The 15,671-nt window shown below is 62.4% G+C and carries 16 protein-coding genes, 1 tRNA gene and 1 pseudogene; 13 read left to right on the top strand and 5 right to left on the bottom strand.

All coding sequences use genetic code 11. From position 1 onward, the window contains the following. The first annotated feature begins 100 nt into the window (after positions 1 to 100). The 3 genes from AC2YI2_RS28660 to AC2YI2_RS28650 all read left to right on the top strand — a co-directional run bounded on the left by AC2YI2_RS28660 (position 101) and on the right by AC2YI2_RS28650 (position 2,299). On the top strand, positions 101 to 517 hold the full coding sequence (locus AC2YI2_RS28660) for a tellurite resistance TerB family protein (RefSeq protein WP_487389946.1): 417 nt from the start codon (positions 101 to 103) through the stop codon (positions 515 to 517). A gap of 9 nt (positions 518 to 526) precedes the next feature. Then, on the top strand, positions 527 to 802 hold the full coding sequence (locus AC2YI2_RS28655; RefSeq protein ID WP_487389945.1) for a TfoX/Sxy family DNA transformation protein: 276 nt from the start codon (positions 527 to 529) through the stop codon (positions 800 to 802). An 87-nt stretch (positions 803 to 889) separates the two neighbouring features. Further along, positions 890 to 2,299: an MDR family MFS transporter gene (locus AC2YI2_RS28650; RefSeq protein ID WP_487389944.1), complete on the top strand. Its 1,410-nt coding sequence runs from the start codon at positions 890 to 892 to the stop codon at positions 2,297 to 2,299. A gap of 13 nt (positions 2,300 to 2,312) precedes the next feature. Here the strand turns inward: AC2YI2_RS28650 and AC2YI2_RS28645 are convergent, their stop codons facing one another. The 3 genes from AC2YI2_RS28645 to AC2YI2_RS28635 are packed head-to-tail and all read right to left on the bottom strand — an operon-like array spanning position 2,313 to position 4,948. Continuing rightward, entirely contained in the window at positions 2,313 to 2,696 is a 384-nt protein-coding gene (locus AC2YI2_RS28645) for a VOC family protein (RefSeq protein WP_487389943.1), read from the bottom strand. Positions 2,697 to 2,729: 33 nt separating this feature from the next. Continuing rightward, the gene (locus tag AC2YI2_RS28640; protein ID WP_487389942.1) at positions 2,730 to 3,455 is read right to left on the bottom strand and encodes an RlmE family RNA methyltransferase; all 726 of its coding nucleotides are present in this window, start codon (positions 3,453 to 3,455) and stop codon (positions 2,730 to 2,732) included. Positions 3,456 to 3,457: 2 nt separating this feature from the next. Next, positions 3,458 to 4,948, bottom strand: a complete 1,491-nt coding sequence (locus AC2YI2_RS28635) for a Ppx/GppA phosphatase family protein (protein WP_487389941.1) — start codon at positions 4,946 to 4,948, stop codon at positions 3,458 to 3,460. A 299-nt stretch (positions 4,949 to 5,247) separates the two neighbouring features. On the opposite strand from AC2YI2_RS28635, the gene AC2YI2_RS28630 reads away from it, so the two are divergent. From AC2YI2_RS28630 to AC2YI2_RS28620, 3 genes are all read left to right on the top strand, one after another. After that, a tRNA-Gln gene (locus tag AC2YI2_RS28630) sits at positions 5,248 to 5,321 on the top strand. 159 nt (positions 5,322 to 5,480) lie between these two features. After that, on the top strand, positions 5,481 to 5,711 hold the full coding sequence (locus AC2YI2_RS28625) for a DUF6894 family protein (protein ID WP_487389940.1): 231 nt from the start codon (positions 5,481 to 5,483) through the stop codon (positions 5,709 to 5,711). A 15-nt stretch (positions 5,712 to 5,726) separates the two neighbouring features. After that, positions 5,727 to 6,008, top strand: coding sequence for a hypothetical protein (locus AC2YI2_RS28620; RefSeq protein ID WP_487389939.1), 282 nt, complete (start codon positions 5,727 to 5,729; stop codon positions 6,006 to 6,008). A gap of 83 nt (positions 6,009 to 6,091) precedes the next feature. On the opposite strand, the gene AC2YI2_RS28615 is transcribed toward AC2YI2_RS28620, so the two are convergent. Next, positions 6,092 to 6,823 carry a M10 family metallopeptidase C-terminal domain-containing protein gene (locus AC2YI2_RS28615; RefSeq protein ID WP_487389938.1) on the bottom strand — a complete coding sequence of 244 codons (732 nt, stop codon included), beginning with the start codon at positions 6,821 to 6,823 and terminating at the stop codon, positions 6,092 to 6,094. A 177-nt stretch (positions 6,824 to 7,000) separates the two neighbouring features. Here AC2YI2_RS28615 and AC2YI2_RS28610 point away from each other — a divergent pair, with 177 nt between their 5' ends. The 6 genes and pseudogenes from AC2YI2_RS28610 to ligD form a co-directional block, all read left to right on the top strand. Next, positions 7,001 to 8,845, top strand: coding sequence for a sensor histidine kinase (locus AC2YI2_RS28610; RefSeq protein ID WP_487389937.1), 1,845 nt, complete (start codon positions 7,001 to 7,003; stop codon positions 8,843 to 8,845). Continuing rightward, positions 8,842 to 10,200 carry a sigma-54-dependent transcriptional regulator gene (locus AC2YI2_RS28605; RefSeq protein WP_487389936.1) on the top strand — a complete coding sequence of 453 codons (1,359 nt, stop codon included), beginning with the start codon at positions 8,842 to 8,844 and terminating at the stop codon, positions 10,198 to 10,200. The genes AC2YI2_RS28610 and AC2YI2_RS28605 overlap by 4 nt, the downstream gene beginning before the upstream one ends. Positions 10,201 to 10,435: 235 nt before the next feature. Then, a complete protein-coding gene (locus AC2YI2_RS28600; RefSeq protein ID WP_487389935.1) occupies positions 10,436 to 11,410 on the top strand; it encodes a tripartite tricarboxylate transporter substrate-binding protein in 975 nt (324 codons plus the stop codon). Between the two features lie 112 nt (positions 11,411 to 11,522). After that, complete coding sequence (locus tag AC2YI2_RS28595; RefSeq protein ID WP_487389934.1) at positions 11,523 to 11,984, top strand: tripartite tricarboxylate transporter TctB family protein; 462 nt, start codon at positions 11,523 to 11,525, stop codon at positions 11,982 to 11,984. Positions 11,985 to 11,994: 10 nt separating this feature from the next. Then, on the top strand, positions 11,995 to 13,500 hold the full coding sequence (locus tag AC2YI2_RS28590) for a tripartite tricarboxylate transporter permease (protein ID WP_487389933.1): 1,506 nt from the start codon (positions 11,995 to 11,997) through the stop codon (positions 13,498 to 13,500). 128 nt (positions 13,501 to 13,628) lie between these two features. Then, a pseudogene (gene ligD / locus AC2YI2_RS28585) lies at positions 13,629 to 14,699 on the top strand (DNA ligase D); the annotation flags it as partial. A 64-nt stretch (positions 14,700 to 14,763) separates the two neighbouring features. Here the strand turns inward: ligD and AC2YI2_RS28580 are convergent. Then, entirely contained in the window at positions 14,764 to 14,994 is a 231-nt protein-coding gene (locus AC2YI2_RS28580; protein ID WP_487389932.1) for a hypothetical protein, read from the bottom strand. Positions 14,995 to 15,104: 110 nt separating this feature from the next. Here AC2YI2_RS28580 and AC2YI2_RS28575 point away from each other — a divergent pair, with 110 nt between their 5' ends. Next, positions 15,105 to 15,650, top strand: coding sequence for a mismatch-specific DNA-glycosylase (locus AC2YI2_RS28575; RefSeq protein WP_487389931.1), 546 nt, complete (start codon positions 15,105 to 15,107; stop codon positions 15,648 to 15,650). Positions 15,651 to 15,671: the final 21 nt, after the last annotated feature.

Here is a 15,671-nt window from a genome sequence, read left to right as displayed (position 1 = left end):
ATTTTTCCTGATGGTCGGACAATATCCCTTCCCGCCTTGATTTCCGCATGCCGCAGTTCTAACTCAGGTCGAAACGGAGTTCGCAAAGGTGCGGGAGACAATGGCCAAAGATATCTCGGTACACGAGGCACTGATCTATGTGATGGTGATGATATCGGCCGCAGACGGCAAGATGCCGGAAATCGAATTGAAGCGCATCGGCCGGCTCGCGAGCTTCCTGCCGGTGTTCGAGGGCTTCGATCCGGCCCGCATCATTCCGATCTCCCGGGACATCCAGGAAATCCTGGCCGGCCCCGAGGGCATGGATATCGCACTCGAAATCGTCAAGGACACGCTGCCGCACCGCTTGCATGACACCGCCTATTCGCTCGCCGTCGAAATCGCCACGGCCGACCTCCATCTCGATGCGGCCGAAATCCGCTTCCTGCAGATGCTGCGCGCGCGGCTCGAGGTCGACAAGCTGACGGCCGCCGCAATCGAACGCAGCGCCATCGCCCGCTTCCGCAGGGCGGGCTGATAGGTCGACATGACCGGAGAGATGCGGAATATCGGCCCGAAATCCCGGGCTTGGCTCGCCGAGATCGATATCCACAACTTGGAAGAACTGCAGGCCCTCGGCGCTGTGGAGACCTATGCGCGTCTGCGCTTTCGTTTCGGCAACAAGGTTACACGCAACATGCTGCATGCACTGGCCGGGGCGCTCGCCAGCGTCGATTGGCGGATGCTGTCGTTGGAGCACAAAGCCGAGCTCGACCGGCAGGCGGAGGAGCGGCTGAGCCGCTCCAACCTCACAAAGATTTAATCCGGCATCGGTCATGTTTCGCATGACATCGCCGCAGAGAGGACTATACCGGCAGCGATAGTTTAAACGCTCGACCAAGTCCCGCCCGTGCATCGATACGCGCCCTTCATCCTCGCCGTCGCGCTCTTCATGGAGCAGATGGATTCCACCGTCATCGCCACTTCGCTGCCGGCGATTGCTGATGATCTCGATGTCGGGCCGATCACGCTCAAGCTCGCCATGACCTCCTATCTGGTCGCACTCGGCATCTTCATTCCGCTGTCCGGCTGGGCGGCCGACAGGTTCGGCGCCAAGCGCGTCTTCATCATCGCGATCGGCGTCTTCATGGCCGGCTCGCTGCTCTGCGCCACTGCCGGCAGCGTGCAGGCCTTCGTGCTGGCGCGCTTCCTCCAGGGCATGGGCGGCTCGATGACCGTGCCCGTGGGCCGCGCGATCCTGCTGAAATCGACCAAGAAATCCGAACTTGTCTCGGCCATGGCGATGTTCACCATTCCCGGTGTGATTGGCCCTCTGGTCGGGCCGCCGATCGGCGGCTTCATCACCACCTATTTCCGCTGGGAATGGATCTTCCTGATCAACATCCCTATCGGCATCATCGGCATCGCGCTCTCGGCGATCTTCCTGCCGAACATCGAGAGCGAGTCCCCTCCCCCCGTCGATATCAAGGGCTTCCTCCTGAGCGGCGTGGGTGCCGCGGGTGTGGTCTTCGGCCTCTCGGTCATCAGCCTGCCGGCACTTCCACCGGTTGTTGGCGGGGTCGCGGTCGTCATCGGCGCGGTTTCGCTGATGCTCTTCATTCCCCATGCGAGGCGGCATCCGCATCCGGTGCTCGAACTGCGCCTGTTCAGCATAGAAACCTTTCGCCGCTGCGTGGTGTCGGGCACGGTGTTCCGCATCGCCATGGGCGCCATGCCGTTCCTGCTGCCACTGATGCTGCAACTCGGTTTTGGGCTCACCGCCTTTCAGTCCGGCATGATCACCTTCGTCGCCGCGGGCGGCGCGCTCTTCACCAAGACGGTGGCACGGTTTGTCTTTGCCCGTTTCGGCTTCCGTCGCACCTTGATCGTCGCAGCAGGGCTTTCGGCGGTCGGCAGTGCCGCCAATGCGTTCTTCTATCCCGACACGCCGCATATCGTCATGATCGTGATCCTCTTCATGACCGGCTTCGTGCGGTCCTTCTTCTTCACCGGGATCAACGTGCTGGGCTTTGCCGACATCGAGCGCCACCAGACCAGCCAGGCCACCGCGCTCAATGCCACGATCCAGCAGATCACAGGTGCGCTCGGCGTAGCCTTTGCCGGCATCGTGCTGGAGATCCACGCGGTGCTGAGCGGCCAGGAGTTGGCCCTGTCAGGTTTCCACGTCGCCTTCATCTGCGTCGCGGTGCTCAATCTTCTCGCCGCTATCCCGATTTGGCGACTGCCGGCAGGTGCGGGCAGCGACGTATCCGGCCACCGCATCGCGGCGGCGGCTGATGAACCCGTGGCCAAAGTGTAGAACGAAACCCCGTCTATTCGGGCTTCTCGCAGACTGCCGACAGCTTATTGCCGTCGGGATCGCGCACATAGGCGCCATAGAAATTCTCATGGAATGGGCGGATGCCGGGCGGCCCTTCATCGGTGCCACCATAGAGCATGGCTGCGGCATGGAAGGCATCGACCGCCGCGCGGCTTTCCGCGAGGAAGGCCGTCATCGAACCATTGCCGATCGTCGCCTCCTGCTTGTCGAAGGGATAGGTGACCCAGAAGCGGCAGCGGATATCGCTTTTCTCCGCATAGCCCGCCTCATCATGCTTGGTGACCAGGCGGCTGTAGCCGAGGGTCTTCAGCAAGGGGTCGTAGAATTCGATTGCCCGTTTGAGATTGTTGGTGCCGACCGTCACATAGAGCAGCATCGCGTCCCCAGATCTTACGCCGGCGTATAAAGATCAGCCGGCTTCTGCCTCGGTATCGCCGGGCTTCCGCCCCTTGAAGCCCTTGGCGAGAATGAACATTTCCACCGACTCCGAACGCGAAGCGGCGGGTTTTACATGCACGACCTGTCGGAAATTCTGCTTGAGCAAGTTCAGGATCTCTCGCTCGGCGCCGCCCTGAAAGGTCTTGGCAAGAAAATGCCCGCCTTCCGCAAGAACATCAACGGCAAAATGCGCCGCGACCTCGCAGAGATGCATGGTGCGCAGATGGTCGGTGCGCTGGTGCCCCGTCGTCGGCGCCGCCATGTCGGAGATGACGAGATCCGGCTTGCCCCCGAGCGCCTCCATTAGCTTGCCCGGCGCCTCGTCTTCGAGGAAGTCCATCTGGATGAAATGGACACCGGGAATGGCATCCAGTTCCAGGAAATCGATCGCAGCGACGCGGATCGAATCATTGGTGGAGTTGGTCACGCGCGCCGCAATCTGCGACCAGCCGCCGGGCACGGCGCCAAGGTCGATGATCCGCCGCGCACCCTTGAGGATGTGATGCTTCTCGTCGATCTCGAGCAGCTTGTAGGCCGCGCGCGAACGATAACCCTCGGCGCGTGAGCGCTGCACATAGGGATCGTTGATATGGCGTTGCAGCCAGCGGCGCGAGCTCTCCTTGAGCTTCTTCTTCTTGACCATCTGGGTGAGGCCCTTGCGGCCGGCGCCGCGGCCAGATTCTGGTGGCTTGACCATTCCTAATTGCTCCTCTGGAACGGAGGACGAGGCCGCGCGCGGCGCCATACGCCGTCATCGGCCATCATTTCGGTGAGCAGGCCTTCGCGCAGGCCCCGGTCGGCGACGCGCATGCGGTTGGCCGGGAAGCGGCGGCGGATCGCCTCGAGAATCGCACAGCCAGCAAGCACGAGATCGGCGCGATCCGGCCCGATGCAGGGATTGGCGGCGCGTGCATCGAAATCGAGCCCGACCAGCCGATCCTGCATGGCGGTGACTTCTTCTGCGCTCATCCAGAGCCCGTCGACCTGCCGACGATCATAGCGTGGCAGGTTGAGATAGACGCCGGCAAGCGTCGTGACCGTGCCCGACGTACCGATCATATGGAAGCCGGAATCGCTGCCGTTCAGATCGTCTGCCGGCGGAGCCTCGAAGCTCGCCAGCATGCCGCCGACTTCCTGCACCATGTCCTCGAAGATCTCGGGCGTGACGTGCCGGCCGCCATGACGCTCGGAGAGCGTGACGACGCCGACGGGCAGCGAGGTCCAATGGGTGATATGGTTGGCGAGCCGTGGCGAACGCTGCCCCTCGATCCTGAGGACGGCGATTTCCGACGAGCCGCCGCCGATATCGAAGAGCACGGCAGCGCGCGCCTCGCGGCCGATCAGCGATGCACAACCGGACACGGCGAGCCGCGCCTCGGTCTCGCGATTGATGATTTCGAGGTCGAGCCCTGTCTCGGCGATGACCCGGGCGAGAAATTCCTCACCATTGGATGCCGCACGGCACGCCTCGGTCGCGATCAGCCGCATGCGGCGGATGTTCTTGGCCGCGATCTTGGCGGCGCAGATACGCAGCGCCTCGACCGAGCGATCCATAGCCTCGTCGGATAGCCGGCCGCTGGCACCGAGCCCTTCGCCCAGGCGGACGATGCGTGAGAAGGCGTCGACGACCCGAAACTGGCCGGGCCGGGTCGGCTGGGCGACCAGCAGGCGGCAATTGTTGGTGCCGAGATCGAGCGCCGCATAGAGCCCGTCCGAATCCGGATGAAAATTGCGATGATGAGCCCGGCCGTTGACCACGGCATCGCGCGACGGCGCCTGCGGTTCTGGTTCATGGATGGGAGTGCGAATTTCGCGCGGCGGCTCCGGATCCTGCGGAAGCGGCCGGGCCTGCAAACGTCGATGACTGTGGTCATGCGCATAGCGCCCGCCGCGGTCGGTCTTTTCCGACGGATGCTGCTGGGCCTGAACGCCTTGCGCACCCGGTTTGCGGGAACGCCGCCTGCGTTTGCGGGATGTATTGGCACGGGGGCCATTTTGGGAGTCTGGGTGTTCCGGAACGGTGGACGCAACCTGCGCCTCCGCTACCACGGGTGCCGGCGGACGCGCGCCCTTCTTGCGCCTCCGCTTGCCGCGCCGAGACCGAGTAGGCCCCTGCTTTTGCCCCGTATCCGGCGCACCCGCTTCAAACGGCTTGTGGCCGGAATCGGGGTCGCTCACTTGTTTGTCCATTCGCGCCGCGCAAAGACCTTTCGGCCGCAGCAGGCGCTTGCTCGATTTATTGTTGGCGCGACTGTAACAGCTTGCCGCGAAATCGCCAAATTCTTTTTGCCGGCAACCATTCTCGCCGGCAGCCGCTCCCGGCGCGGCTGGAGCCGGCCTGACCCTGCACAGAAAAACCCTACTTTTGCCCCTTGATCGATGAGGGAAATATGGTAGAAGGCGCCACGAAACGCGGCGGGCACCATCCCGCGACCGTTTAGGAGATGCAAGCCTCCGGCGTTTCGGCCAAGCTGATTTCACTCAGCCATTGGGGAATAGGTTAACGGTAGACCCACGGACTCTGACTCCGTTAGTCCTGGTTCGAATCCAGGTTCCCCAGCCACTCTTTTCAGTAACTCGGAAGAAAAGCGCATTCAAAATCGGCGCGCATTTTCCGCCCCGCCGCATGTCGGCCGCGATACAGGGAACGCGCTCGGCATGACCCGCCGTGTGAACCGAAACTTTGATCAGGCGTTCAGAGGTGAGAACTGGAAGCGAGATCATGCGCTACTATTTGAACGTCCGAACCGATAACGAGCTGATTATCGATGATGAAGGCGTCGATTTGCCCGATCTCGGCGATGTCGCGGAAGAGGCCAGACAGGCCGCGCGCGACATCCTGGCCGATCGCATCAAACATGGTGAAAAGGTCGATGATGGCATCTTCGAGGTTCTGGACGCGAGTGGCGCGACCGTCATGACCATACCGATCAGATCAGTGCTTCGCCTCTGAGGTCGATCCGTCGCTTTGCCTGACCATTACGCGAGCGATACCCCCGAAACGGCGGATTTCCTCGACATATCCCTCGGCCGCAGCGAGCGCCGCTTCATAATCGGAAAACACCGCGACAAACTCGTTGTTGCGATCCAACTTCCACCTGCCATCGCCGGGAAATATCACGAATTCAACCGGCACATCATTCATCCGCTTGCCCCAACCGCGGCCGCATTATCACTCAAAGTCGCGCTCCTGCAAGAGCCGCATATTGATGTAGCGGTCGAGGGCAAGGGGCGGGCAAAGACGAGATGACCGATTGCCGGCGGGAGGCGCATATTCGAGCTTATGCGCCGGCACGCGACCGGCAAGGGGACCGCGCGAAACCGCTACCCAGGCTAAAGGATGAAGTCTCCTTCGACGAGATTGACCACGCCGGTGAGAAGAATCGAGAGATCGGCATCGCCGTCGCCGTCCGTGTCGGCGCTCACGGTGGTGTTTCCGCCGGCCACGACATAACCCACCTGTGCCGTACCGGTGCCCGAAAATGCTGTGGTGCCGACGAATTCGAATTCTGCGATCAGGGAAAGGCTGATCTTGTCGTGCTGGGCCTGCTTGAAATCCTTGATCATGTCCATCGCCGCAAGCGTGCTGTCGGTCGCGGCGCGATAGATGAACTTGTCGGCTCCCGGGCCACCCGTCAGGGTATCGGCTGCGCCGCCGCCATAGATCGTGTCCTTACCGCTGCCACCCAGGAGAGTATCATCGAGCGCGTTGCCCGACACGGCATCGTTCTTCGACAGGACCTTGGCCAACAGGACGAGGTCATCCTTGTCCGAATTGGTGTTGGCGGCCTTGAGGAAGGTCTTTACCGACATCTCGAAATCTTCGAGGGCGAACGCCTTCTTGCCGTCCGAAAACGCAGTGAAGGAATGAACCTCGCCGCTCGTGGCCACGTCCTTCTTGTCATATTTGAAATCGGTGCCGCGAAACTCGATCTTATCGCCGTCGCCGAAATCCAGGACATAGCGCTTTTTCGTTGCGACAGTCGGATCGCCGCTCAGAAGCACATTCAAGTCGAGATTGTCCATCTCGACAGAAACGCCGCTTAGAACTCTGAATTTTGCCATTGGGGCCCCCGCAATCAGATAGCAAGGAATCGCATGTGGAGTCTTGCTTGGCAAGACGAGCAGCCGGCCGGCCGGAGGTAAGCACAGCGATGCGCTGTCCACGCGACGATGGCCTGGCGTCATTCGCGCCTGAGCAACAATCCGCTCAAAGGCTTGGAAAATACTGCACAATCTGCAATGCTTTCGGCAGCCGGTGCCGCAAGGGGCCGTCTCGAGAGAGCGGAGGAGAAGCTGAAGAACGCGCGTCGGAGCCTTGTCCTGCTTGCAGCGGTGGTGATTGTCGCAGCCGTTGTCGTCATCGGCTGGGGCCTGCCCTTCGTCACGCTCAGATTCATGAACGAGGCGTCGCTTCAGGCTAGCAGCGCATTGAGGCTTGCCGTATCGGCGCTCTCCGGCCAGCTCAAGCGCTACGAGCCGCTGCCGGCGCTCATCGCCGATCACGACGATATCAAGGAACTGCTCTCGCAGCCCGCAAATCACGACCTGCGCAGGACCGCCAATCTCTATCTCAAGGAAATCAACGGCCTGCTCAAGTCGTCGGATATCTATGTGATGACGATGGACGGCGAGACCATCGCCGCCAGCAACTATGATGATCCCGCAACCTTCGTCGGCCAGAATTTCAGTTATCGGCCCTATTTCCAGGACGCGGCAGAGGGCCGTCAGGCACGCTTCTATGCGCTCGGCACCACCTCGGCCAAGCGCGGCTACTATTTCGCTTCGCCGGTGAAGGTCGCCGGCGCGATCAGGGGCGTCATCGTCTTCAAGGTCGATATCGATGCGATCGAAGGCTCCTGGCGCGGCGGCGAATACAAGATCATCGTCAACGACCCCGAGGGCATCATCTTCATGTCGGGCAGCGCGGCCTGGCTCTATTCCAGCGTTCTGCCACTGACCAGGGACCGGCTGGCGCGAACGGCGGAGTCGCGCCGCTATTCCGACGCCGTGCTCAAGGAGTTGCCGATCCAGCGCTCCCAGCTCGCCGATCATGCGTTGATGCGGATCGCCGAGCCCGATGGCGCGCGCGAATACCTGACGCTCTCGCAGTATGTCGGCGACGCCGACTGGACGGTCAGCGTGCTGATGGATACCGGCTCGGTCTATTCACAGGCCCGCACGACGATCGTGGCGCTGGTGCTGCTGATCTGCGTTGCCGGCCTCGTTGGCGGCGTGCTGATCCAGCGTCGCGCGCGCTTGAACGAGCGCATCGAGATGGAGAGCCGCGCCAAGGCCGAACTCGAACATCGTGTCGAGGAACGCACAGCCGATCTCGCCCGCGTCAATATCGAACTCAGGCAAACGCAAGCCGACCTGATCCAGGCTGGCAAGCTCGCCGGTCTCGGGCAGATGTCGGCAGCGCTGAGCCACGAGTTCAACCAGCCGCTCGCCGCAGCCAAGACTTACGCGGATAGCGCCGCTTTGTTGCTCGACCGCAAACGCTACGACGAGGCGCAGGGCAATTTGCTGCGCATCTCCAGCCTGATCGATCGCATGGCCGCGATCAGCCGGCACTTGCGCAACTTCGCCCGCAAGCCGAACGAGAAGCTCGGCCCGGTGTCGGTGGAGGACGTGTTACGCGATACACTGGAGATCGCCTCGGCCCGGCTCGCGACCGCACATGCCGAAGTCCTCAGTGATCTCGGCACGCCGCCACCTGTCGTCCGTGCCGGCTCGGTGCGACTGCAGCAGGTGCTGGTCAATATCATTTCCAACGCCGCCGATGTGGTCGAGGGGCTCGAAGACCGCCGCATCCATGTCTCTGCCCGATATGAAGGCGAGCGGGTCGTGATCGAGGTGAGGGATCACGGTCCGGGCGTGCAGCCGGCCATTGCCGAGCGCATCTTCGATCCGTTCTTCACCACCAAGGGCGTCGGCAAGGGGCTCGGGCTCGGGCTCTCGATCTCCTATAACATCATCAAGGATTTCGGCGGCAATCTCACGGTCTCCAACCATCCCGAAGGCGGCGCAATCTTTCGCGTCGAACTCGATGCCGCGATGACCGAGCGCGAGGCCGCGGAATGAGCGAAGCCCGCGTTCTGCTCGTCGATGACGAAGAGGACCTGCGCGTTTCCACCGCCCAGGCGCTCGAACTGCACGACCTCCATGTCGAGACCTTCTCATCGGCCGAGGACGTGCTCGCGCGCGTTGGGCCCGGCTTTTCCGGCGTCGTGGTGAGCGACATCCGGATGGACGGCATGGACGGGATGACGCTGCTCCAACGGGTGCGTGAGATCGACCACGACATCCCTGTCATCCTCATCACCGGCCATGGCGACGTGCAGTTGGCGGTGAAGGCGATGCGAGAAGGCGCCTATGATTTCATCGAAAAGCCATTCGCGACGCCTGTGCTTGCCGGCACAATCGGCCGCGCCCTCGACCGTCGCGAACTGGTGCTGGAAAACAGGAAGCTTAGAGCTGCCGCCGGCAAGCGCGACGATATCGAGGCACGCCTGCCCGGCCGCACCGCCGTCATGGTCGACCTCCGCTATCGGCTCCGAGCGATCGGCGCGAGTGATGCCGACACGCTGGTTATCGGCGATACCGGTGTCGGCAAGGAGGTCGTGGCACGGGCGCTGCATGATGTGAGCAGTCGCGCCGGCCGGCCTTTCATTGCCATCAATTGCGCAGCGCTGCCCGAAACGTTGATCGAAAGCGAACTCTTCGGTCATGAAGCCGGCGCCTTTCCCGGTGCGATCCGTGCCCGCTACGGCAAGTTCGAACATGGCCGCAGCGGTACGATCCTGCTCGACGAGATCGGCTCCATGCCTGTTGATCTCCAGGCCAAATTCTTGCGCGTGCTGCAGGAGCGAACGATCACGCGGCTCGGCTCCAATGAAGCGGTGACTCTCGATGTCCGCTTTATCGCCACCAGCAAGGTCGATCTCGAAGGAGCAGTGGCGAGCGGCGCCTTCCGCGCCGACCTGTTCTACCGGCTCAATGTCGCGACGCTGCGCGTCCCTTCGCTCGCCCAGCGCCAGCAGGATATCCCGCTGCTCTTCTTCCAGCTCGTGCGCGAGGCCTGGGGTCGATACGGCCGCGAGCCCGTCGACATTCCACCCGAGATCGTTACCGAGATCTCAGAGCGTGAATGGCCCGGCAATGTCCGCGAACTGCGCAATGCCGCCGACCGCTTCGTGCTGGGGCTGCCCATGCATGAAGCCGCCTCCGACGGCGCCGGGGATAAGAGCGGCGCCCGGCTGGCCGACAAGGTCGGCGCCTACGAGCGGCAGTTGATCGCCAATGCTATTGCCGCCCACGGCGGTAGCTTGAGGCCCGTCTACGAACAGCTCGGCATTTCCCGCAAGACGCTTTACGAGAAGATGCAGAAATACGGTCTCGGCAAGCGCCTTGCCAATGGAGAGATCGCCGACGATTGAGCATGGGCATCGGATGTCCCATGAGCACACGGTGCTCCAATGGGTGGATTTCCACCCGCCCCTTTGTGGCCATGGGAAGAAATCCACCCATGATGCAGCGCAAAACTTATGTAAGCTCATCATTTCCGACATCATGCCCGTTGTCGCTGCAGCGCGAGCCGTGGAACACCCGTCGCCAGTGCCGGCCTTGGAGGAGCCTTGCCGGCGACTGACCTTGATGACGGGAGGAACGTCCATGATTTCCAGATCGCTTTTTGCCGCTGCCGCTTTCGCCGCGACCCTCTTTGCCGGCGCCGCCTATGCCGAATATCCTGAGCGCACCATCACCATGGTGGTTCCCTTTGCGGCTGGCGGCCCGACCGACACGGTGGCGCGCCTGATCGCCGAATCCATGTCGAAGGACCTTGGCCAGCAGGTGATCGTCGAAAATGTCGGCGGCGCCGGCGGCACGCTCGGCGCCGGCCGGGTCGCCACGGCCGATCCCGACGGCTACACGCTGCTGCTGCACCATATCGGCATGGCGACTTCAGCCACGCTCTATCGCAACCTCGCCTACAAACCGCTCGAGGCCTTCGATTATGTCGGTCTGGTCACCGACGTGCCGATGACTATCGTCGCCCGCAAGGATCTCGAGCCGACGGATCTCAAGGGCCTGATCGAATACGTCAAGGCCAACGCGGACAAGGTGACTGTCGCCAATGCCGGCATCGGCGCTGCCTCGCATCTCTGCGGCATGATGTTCATGAACGCGATCCAGACCCCGCTCGTCACCGTTCCCTACAAGGGTACAGGCCCGGCCATGACCGACCTGCTCGGCGGCCAGGTCGACATCATGTGCGACCAGACCACCAACACGACCAAGCAGATCCAGGGCGGGACGATCAAGGCCTATGCCGTGACCTCGCCTGCGCGCCTCGACATCTTCCCCGACCTGCCGACCGCGGTCGAAGGCGGCCTTGCCGATTTCCAGGTCGGCATCTGGCATGGCGTCTATGTGCCGAAGGGAACGCCCAAGGAAGCGATCGACAAGCTCAACGCCTCTCTCAAGAAGGCGCTCAAGGACGAGAATGTCGCGGCACGCTTCAAGGAGCTTGGCACCGCGCCGTCCTCCGACGCCGATGCCACCCCCGAAGCATTGAAGGCGAAGCTCGAAGGCGAGATCGCCCGCTGGAAGCCGATCATCGAAGCGGCCGGCCAATACGCCGACTGAGTATCGATCGCACAGTTTCCTTTCCCGCTGACCTATGCGGGGAAGGAGCGTCGCTTGCATGCAACGCTGTCCCGCAGGCCAAGACTGCCGGGACCAACTGCTTGGGGATACCATGAACAATCTATCCTTCGACCGCGCGAACCTGCTCTGCGGGCTGGTCTTCATCGGCGCCGGTCTCTTCTTTATGATCCAGTCGCTGGGACTCGAAATCGGCACCTCGTTCCGCATGGGACCGGGCTATTTCCCGCTGGTGCTCGCCGGCCTGCTGATCCTTCTCGGTGTGGTCATCTTCGTCCAGTCCCTGCGGAAGGAAGGCGAACCGATCGATCCGCTCGCCTGGCGCGGCATGTTCTTCATCCTGCCGGCGCCTGTGCTCTTCGGCCTCACGGTACGCGGCCTGGGCTTCGTACCGTCGCTGTTTCTCTGCGCCTTCATCGCCTGCTTCGCGTCGCACAAGATGAGTGTCATGTGGGCCCTGGTCCTGTCGCTCGCGATCACGGTCTTCTCCGTCGCCGTCTTCAGCTATGCGCTTGGCCTGCCGTTCGAACGGTTCGGCCCTTGGACACGGTTCTAGGAGCGGGACGATGGAACTCTTCGACAATCTCGCCCTCGGCTTCGCGACCGCCGCCACGCCGGAAAACCTGCTGTTCTGCCTGATCGGCGTGCTGCTCGGCACATTGATCGGCGTCCTGCCCGGCATCGGCGCTACGGCGACCATCGCCATGCTGCTGCCGATCACCTTCCAGCTGTCGCCCGTTTCCTCGCTCATCATGCTCGCCGGCATCTATTACGGCGCGCAATATGGCGGATCGACCACCGCCATCCTGATCAACATGCCCGGCGAATCCTCCTCGGCGGTGACCGCGATCGACGGATACCAGATGGCGCGCAAGGGCCGCGCCGGCGTGGCGCTCGCCACAGCAGCACTTGGCTCGTTCTTCGCCGGCACGGTCTCGACCTTCCTGGTCGCGCTCTTCGCGCCACCGTTGACGGCAATCGCACTGCAATTCGGCTCGGCCGAATATTTCTCGCTGATGGTCGTCGGTCTCGTCATGTCGGTCGCGCTCGCCCATGGCTCGATCGTCAAGGCGCTCGCCATGCTGATCCTCGGCCTGCTGCTTGGCCTGGTCGGCAACGACATTTTCAAGGGCACGCCCCGCTTCACGCTGGGGATCGTCGACTTCGCGGACGGGCTCAACTTCGTCGCGGTCGCCGTGGGCGTTTTCGGCGTGGCCGAGATCCTGCGCAATCTCGAAAACGAGAAGACCCGCTCGGTGCTGATGAGCAAGGTCGAAGGCCTGATGCCGACGCGCGAGGATTTCCGGCGGATGGCAGGTCCCATCCTGCGCGGCACCGGCATCGGCTCCATCCTCGGCGTGCTGCCCGGCGGCGGTGCCATCCTCGCGGCCTTCGCCTCCTATACGGTGGAGAAGCGGCTGTCGAAGAACCCTGGGGAATTCGGCCATGGCGCGATCGAAGGCGTTGCGGGTCCGGAATCGGCCAACAATGCCGGTGCGCAGACTTCGTTCATCCCGTTGCTCACGCTCGGCATTCCCGCCAATCCGGTGATGGCGCTGATGATCGGCGCGATGATCATCCAGGGCATCGTCCCCGGCCCGAATGTGGCGACCGAGCAGCGGAGCCTGTTCTGGGGTATCATCGCCTCGATGTGGATCGGCAATCTGATGCTGGTGGTGCTCAACCTGCCGCTGATCGGTCTCTGGGTGCGGCTGCTGAAGGTGCCCTATTACGTGCTCTTCCCCATCATCATGGCCTTCTGCTCGATCGGCGTCTATTCGGTGAAGTCCAACGTCTTCGACCTCTATTCGGTCGCCTTCTTCGGCTTCATCGGCTACGTGCTCGTCAAGCTGCGCTGCGAGCCAGCACCGCTGCTGCTCGGCTTCGTGCTCGGCCCGATGCTCGAGGAAAACCTGCGCCGCGCCATGATCTTCTCCCGCGGCGACCCGACGACCTTCGCCACGCGCCCGATCAGCGCCGGCCTGCTGCTGCTCGCCGCTCTCGTGCTCGTCGTGGTCTTCATGCCGAGCATCAAGGCCAAGCGCGAAGAGGTGTTCCAGGACGAAGAGTAGCGCGTCTGCACCCCACCAACTCGATAGCTGCATCGGCCATCGGTCCCAAACGGGGTCGGTGGCCGATCGCCATTCCGAGGGAACCGCAAGGGTGGTTGAGTCATTCTTCCCGGTCCATCGAAACCCGGGCCGAGAAGCTGAGCTCGGACGCAGCGCGTGGCGCCGTCTTCGTCGAACGCAAGCTCGTCGCCGAAGTCGAATTCAGGGCATGGACGGCGGATGGCAATTTGCGCCATGCTGCGTTTCGCGGACTGACGGAGAACAAGATGGCCAAGGACGTGACACGCGAATCCGCGCCGGCCGAGAAGGCAGAGAAGCCACAGGCGCGCAAGGTGAAGCTCACCCATCCCGATCGGATCTACTGGCCCGACGCCGGCGTGACCAAGGAAGGCCTGGCCGACTATTACACCGAGGTCTGGCCGAAGATCGCACCCTTCATTGTCGACCGCCCACTGGCGTTGCTCCGAGCACCGGCTGGGATCGATGGGCAGACTTTCTTCCAGAAGCACGGCTGGCAAGGGATGAACAAGGCGATCGGCCTCATGGACGATCCCAATGACTCGACCGACGAGAAGAATATCGTGATCCACGATCTCGATGGGTTGATGGGTCTCGTGCAATCCGGTGTGCTCGAAATCCACCCCTGGGGTTCGTCCGCGGCGAATCTCGAAAACCCGGACATGATCATCATGGATCTCGACCCCGGCGACGACGTGCCGTGGAGCCGGGTCATCGAAGGTGCGTTGGAGGTGAAGCGTCGCGTCGAGGAGGCGGGACTTGCTGCATTTCTCAAAACTTCAGGCGGCAAGGGGCTGCATGTCGTGACCCCGCTGAAACCCTCGGCAGGCTGGGACGCGGTGAAGGACTTCGCCAAATCCATCGCCGACGACATGGCCGAAGACGAACCCGAACGCTATGTCTCGACCATCACCAAGTCGAAACGCAAGGGTAAGATCCTGATCGACTATCTCCGCAATGGCCGCGGAAACACGGCGGTGGCACCCTACTCGACACGCGCCCGGAAGGGTGCGCCAGTCTCCATGCCGCTTGAATGGGACGAGCTTTCGGATGCGATCGGCCCGGCTTATTTCACGGTGCTCAATGCACCGCAACGGCTGGGTTCTCTGAAGGCAGATCCATGGGGAAGTTTCCGGGCGTTGGCGAAACCACTGCCGAAGGCCAAGCGCAAGCATCCATGACGAACTCCGCTTCAATCCCGTGAACGGATCGTATGTCGGCAGGGTTCCCGAGAGGTCGAGTCAATCAGGCCTGGGTGATGTCCAGCATGAGCTGGTTCATCGTCTCGAGCAGATCATCAGCCTGTTCGAAGGTGAGACCGAAGAGCATCTGGTCGTTCCAGATGGCTGGGGTCTGGGTGATCTGGTCCATGATCGTGAACGTGCCATCGTGTTCACCGGACAGCACAAAGCGCGGGCCGTTTCCCGTAAAGTCGAAGAGATCGATGTCGAGCCAGTTTAGCGGGGCATCAGCCATTGGTAACCACCGGGTTGAGCGCGGTGCAGCCATAACCTAATGTCGGTCGACTTGCAACGCGCGCGACGTGTTGTGCCAATGAAATTGCTTTCCACAGGGACGTCTATTCCTTGCGTAACATCGATATGCGGGCGAGACCCGCCGCGGAGGCCGATATTCTCCAGGATCTGCTGCGGCCCGGCCTCCGGCTCGTCGTCTGCGGCACCGCCCCGAGCACGCGCTCGGCCGCGATTGGTGCCTATTATGCGGGGCCGGGCAACAAGTTCTGGCGGACCATCCATGCCGTAGGACTCACGCCCCATCTGCTCGCGCCGGAGGAGTGGCGCTCGCTCGATGCGCTTGACATCGGCTTCACCGACCTCGTCAAGCGGCATTCCGGCATGGACAAGGACCTACCAAAAAGTGCCTTCGATGCCGAACGGTTGAGATTGTTGATCGAGAAGTATCAGCCGCGAGCGCTCGCCTTCAACGGCAAGACGGCGGCGAAGGCGTTCTTTGGCCGTAGCATGGTCGACTATGGCAGGCAGGAAGACTTGATCGTCCGGACCGCAATATGGGTGTTGCCATCAACGTCAGGCGCCGCCTCTGGTGCCTGGAGCGTCGAGCCCTGGAAGGCGTTGGCCCATGATCTCGCTGTCCGTTACCACACGCCATGATGCCATCCGCTTCAACCCTGC

Source organism: Rhizobium sp. SRI_017 (genome assembly GCF_057586295.1).
This window is presented reverse-complemented; position numbering and strand designations above follow the sequence as displayed.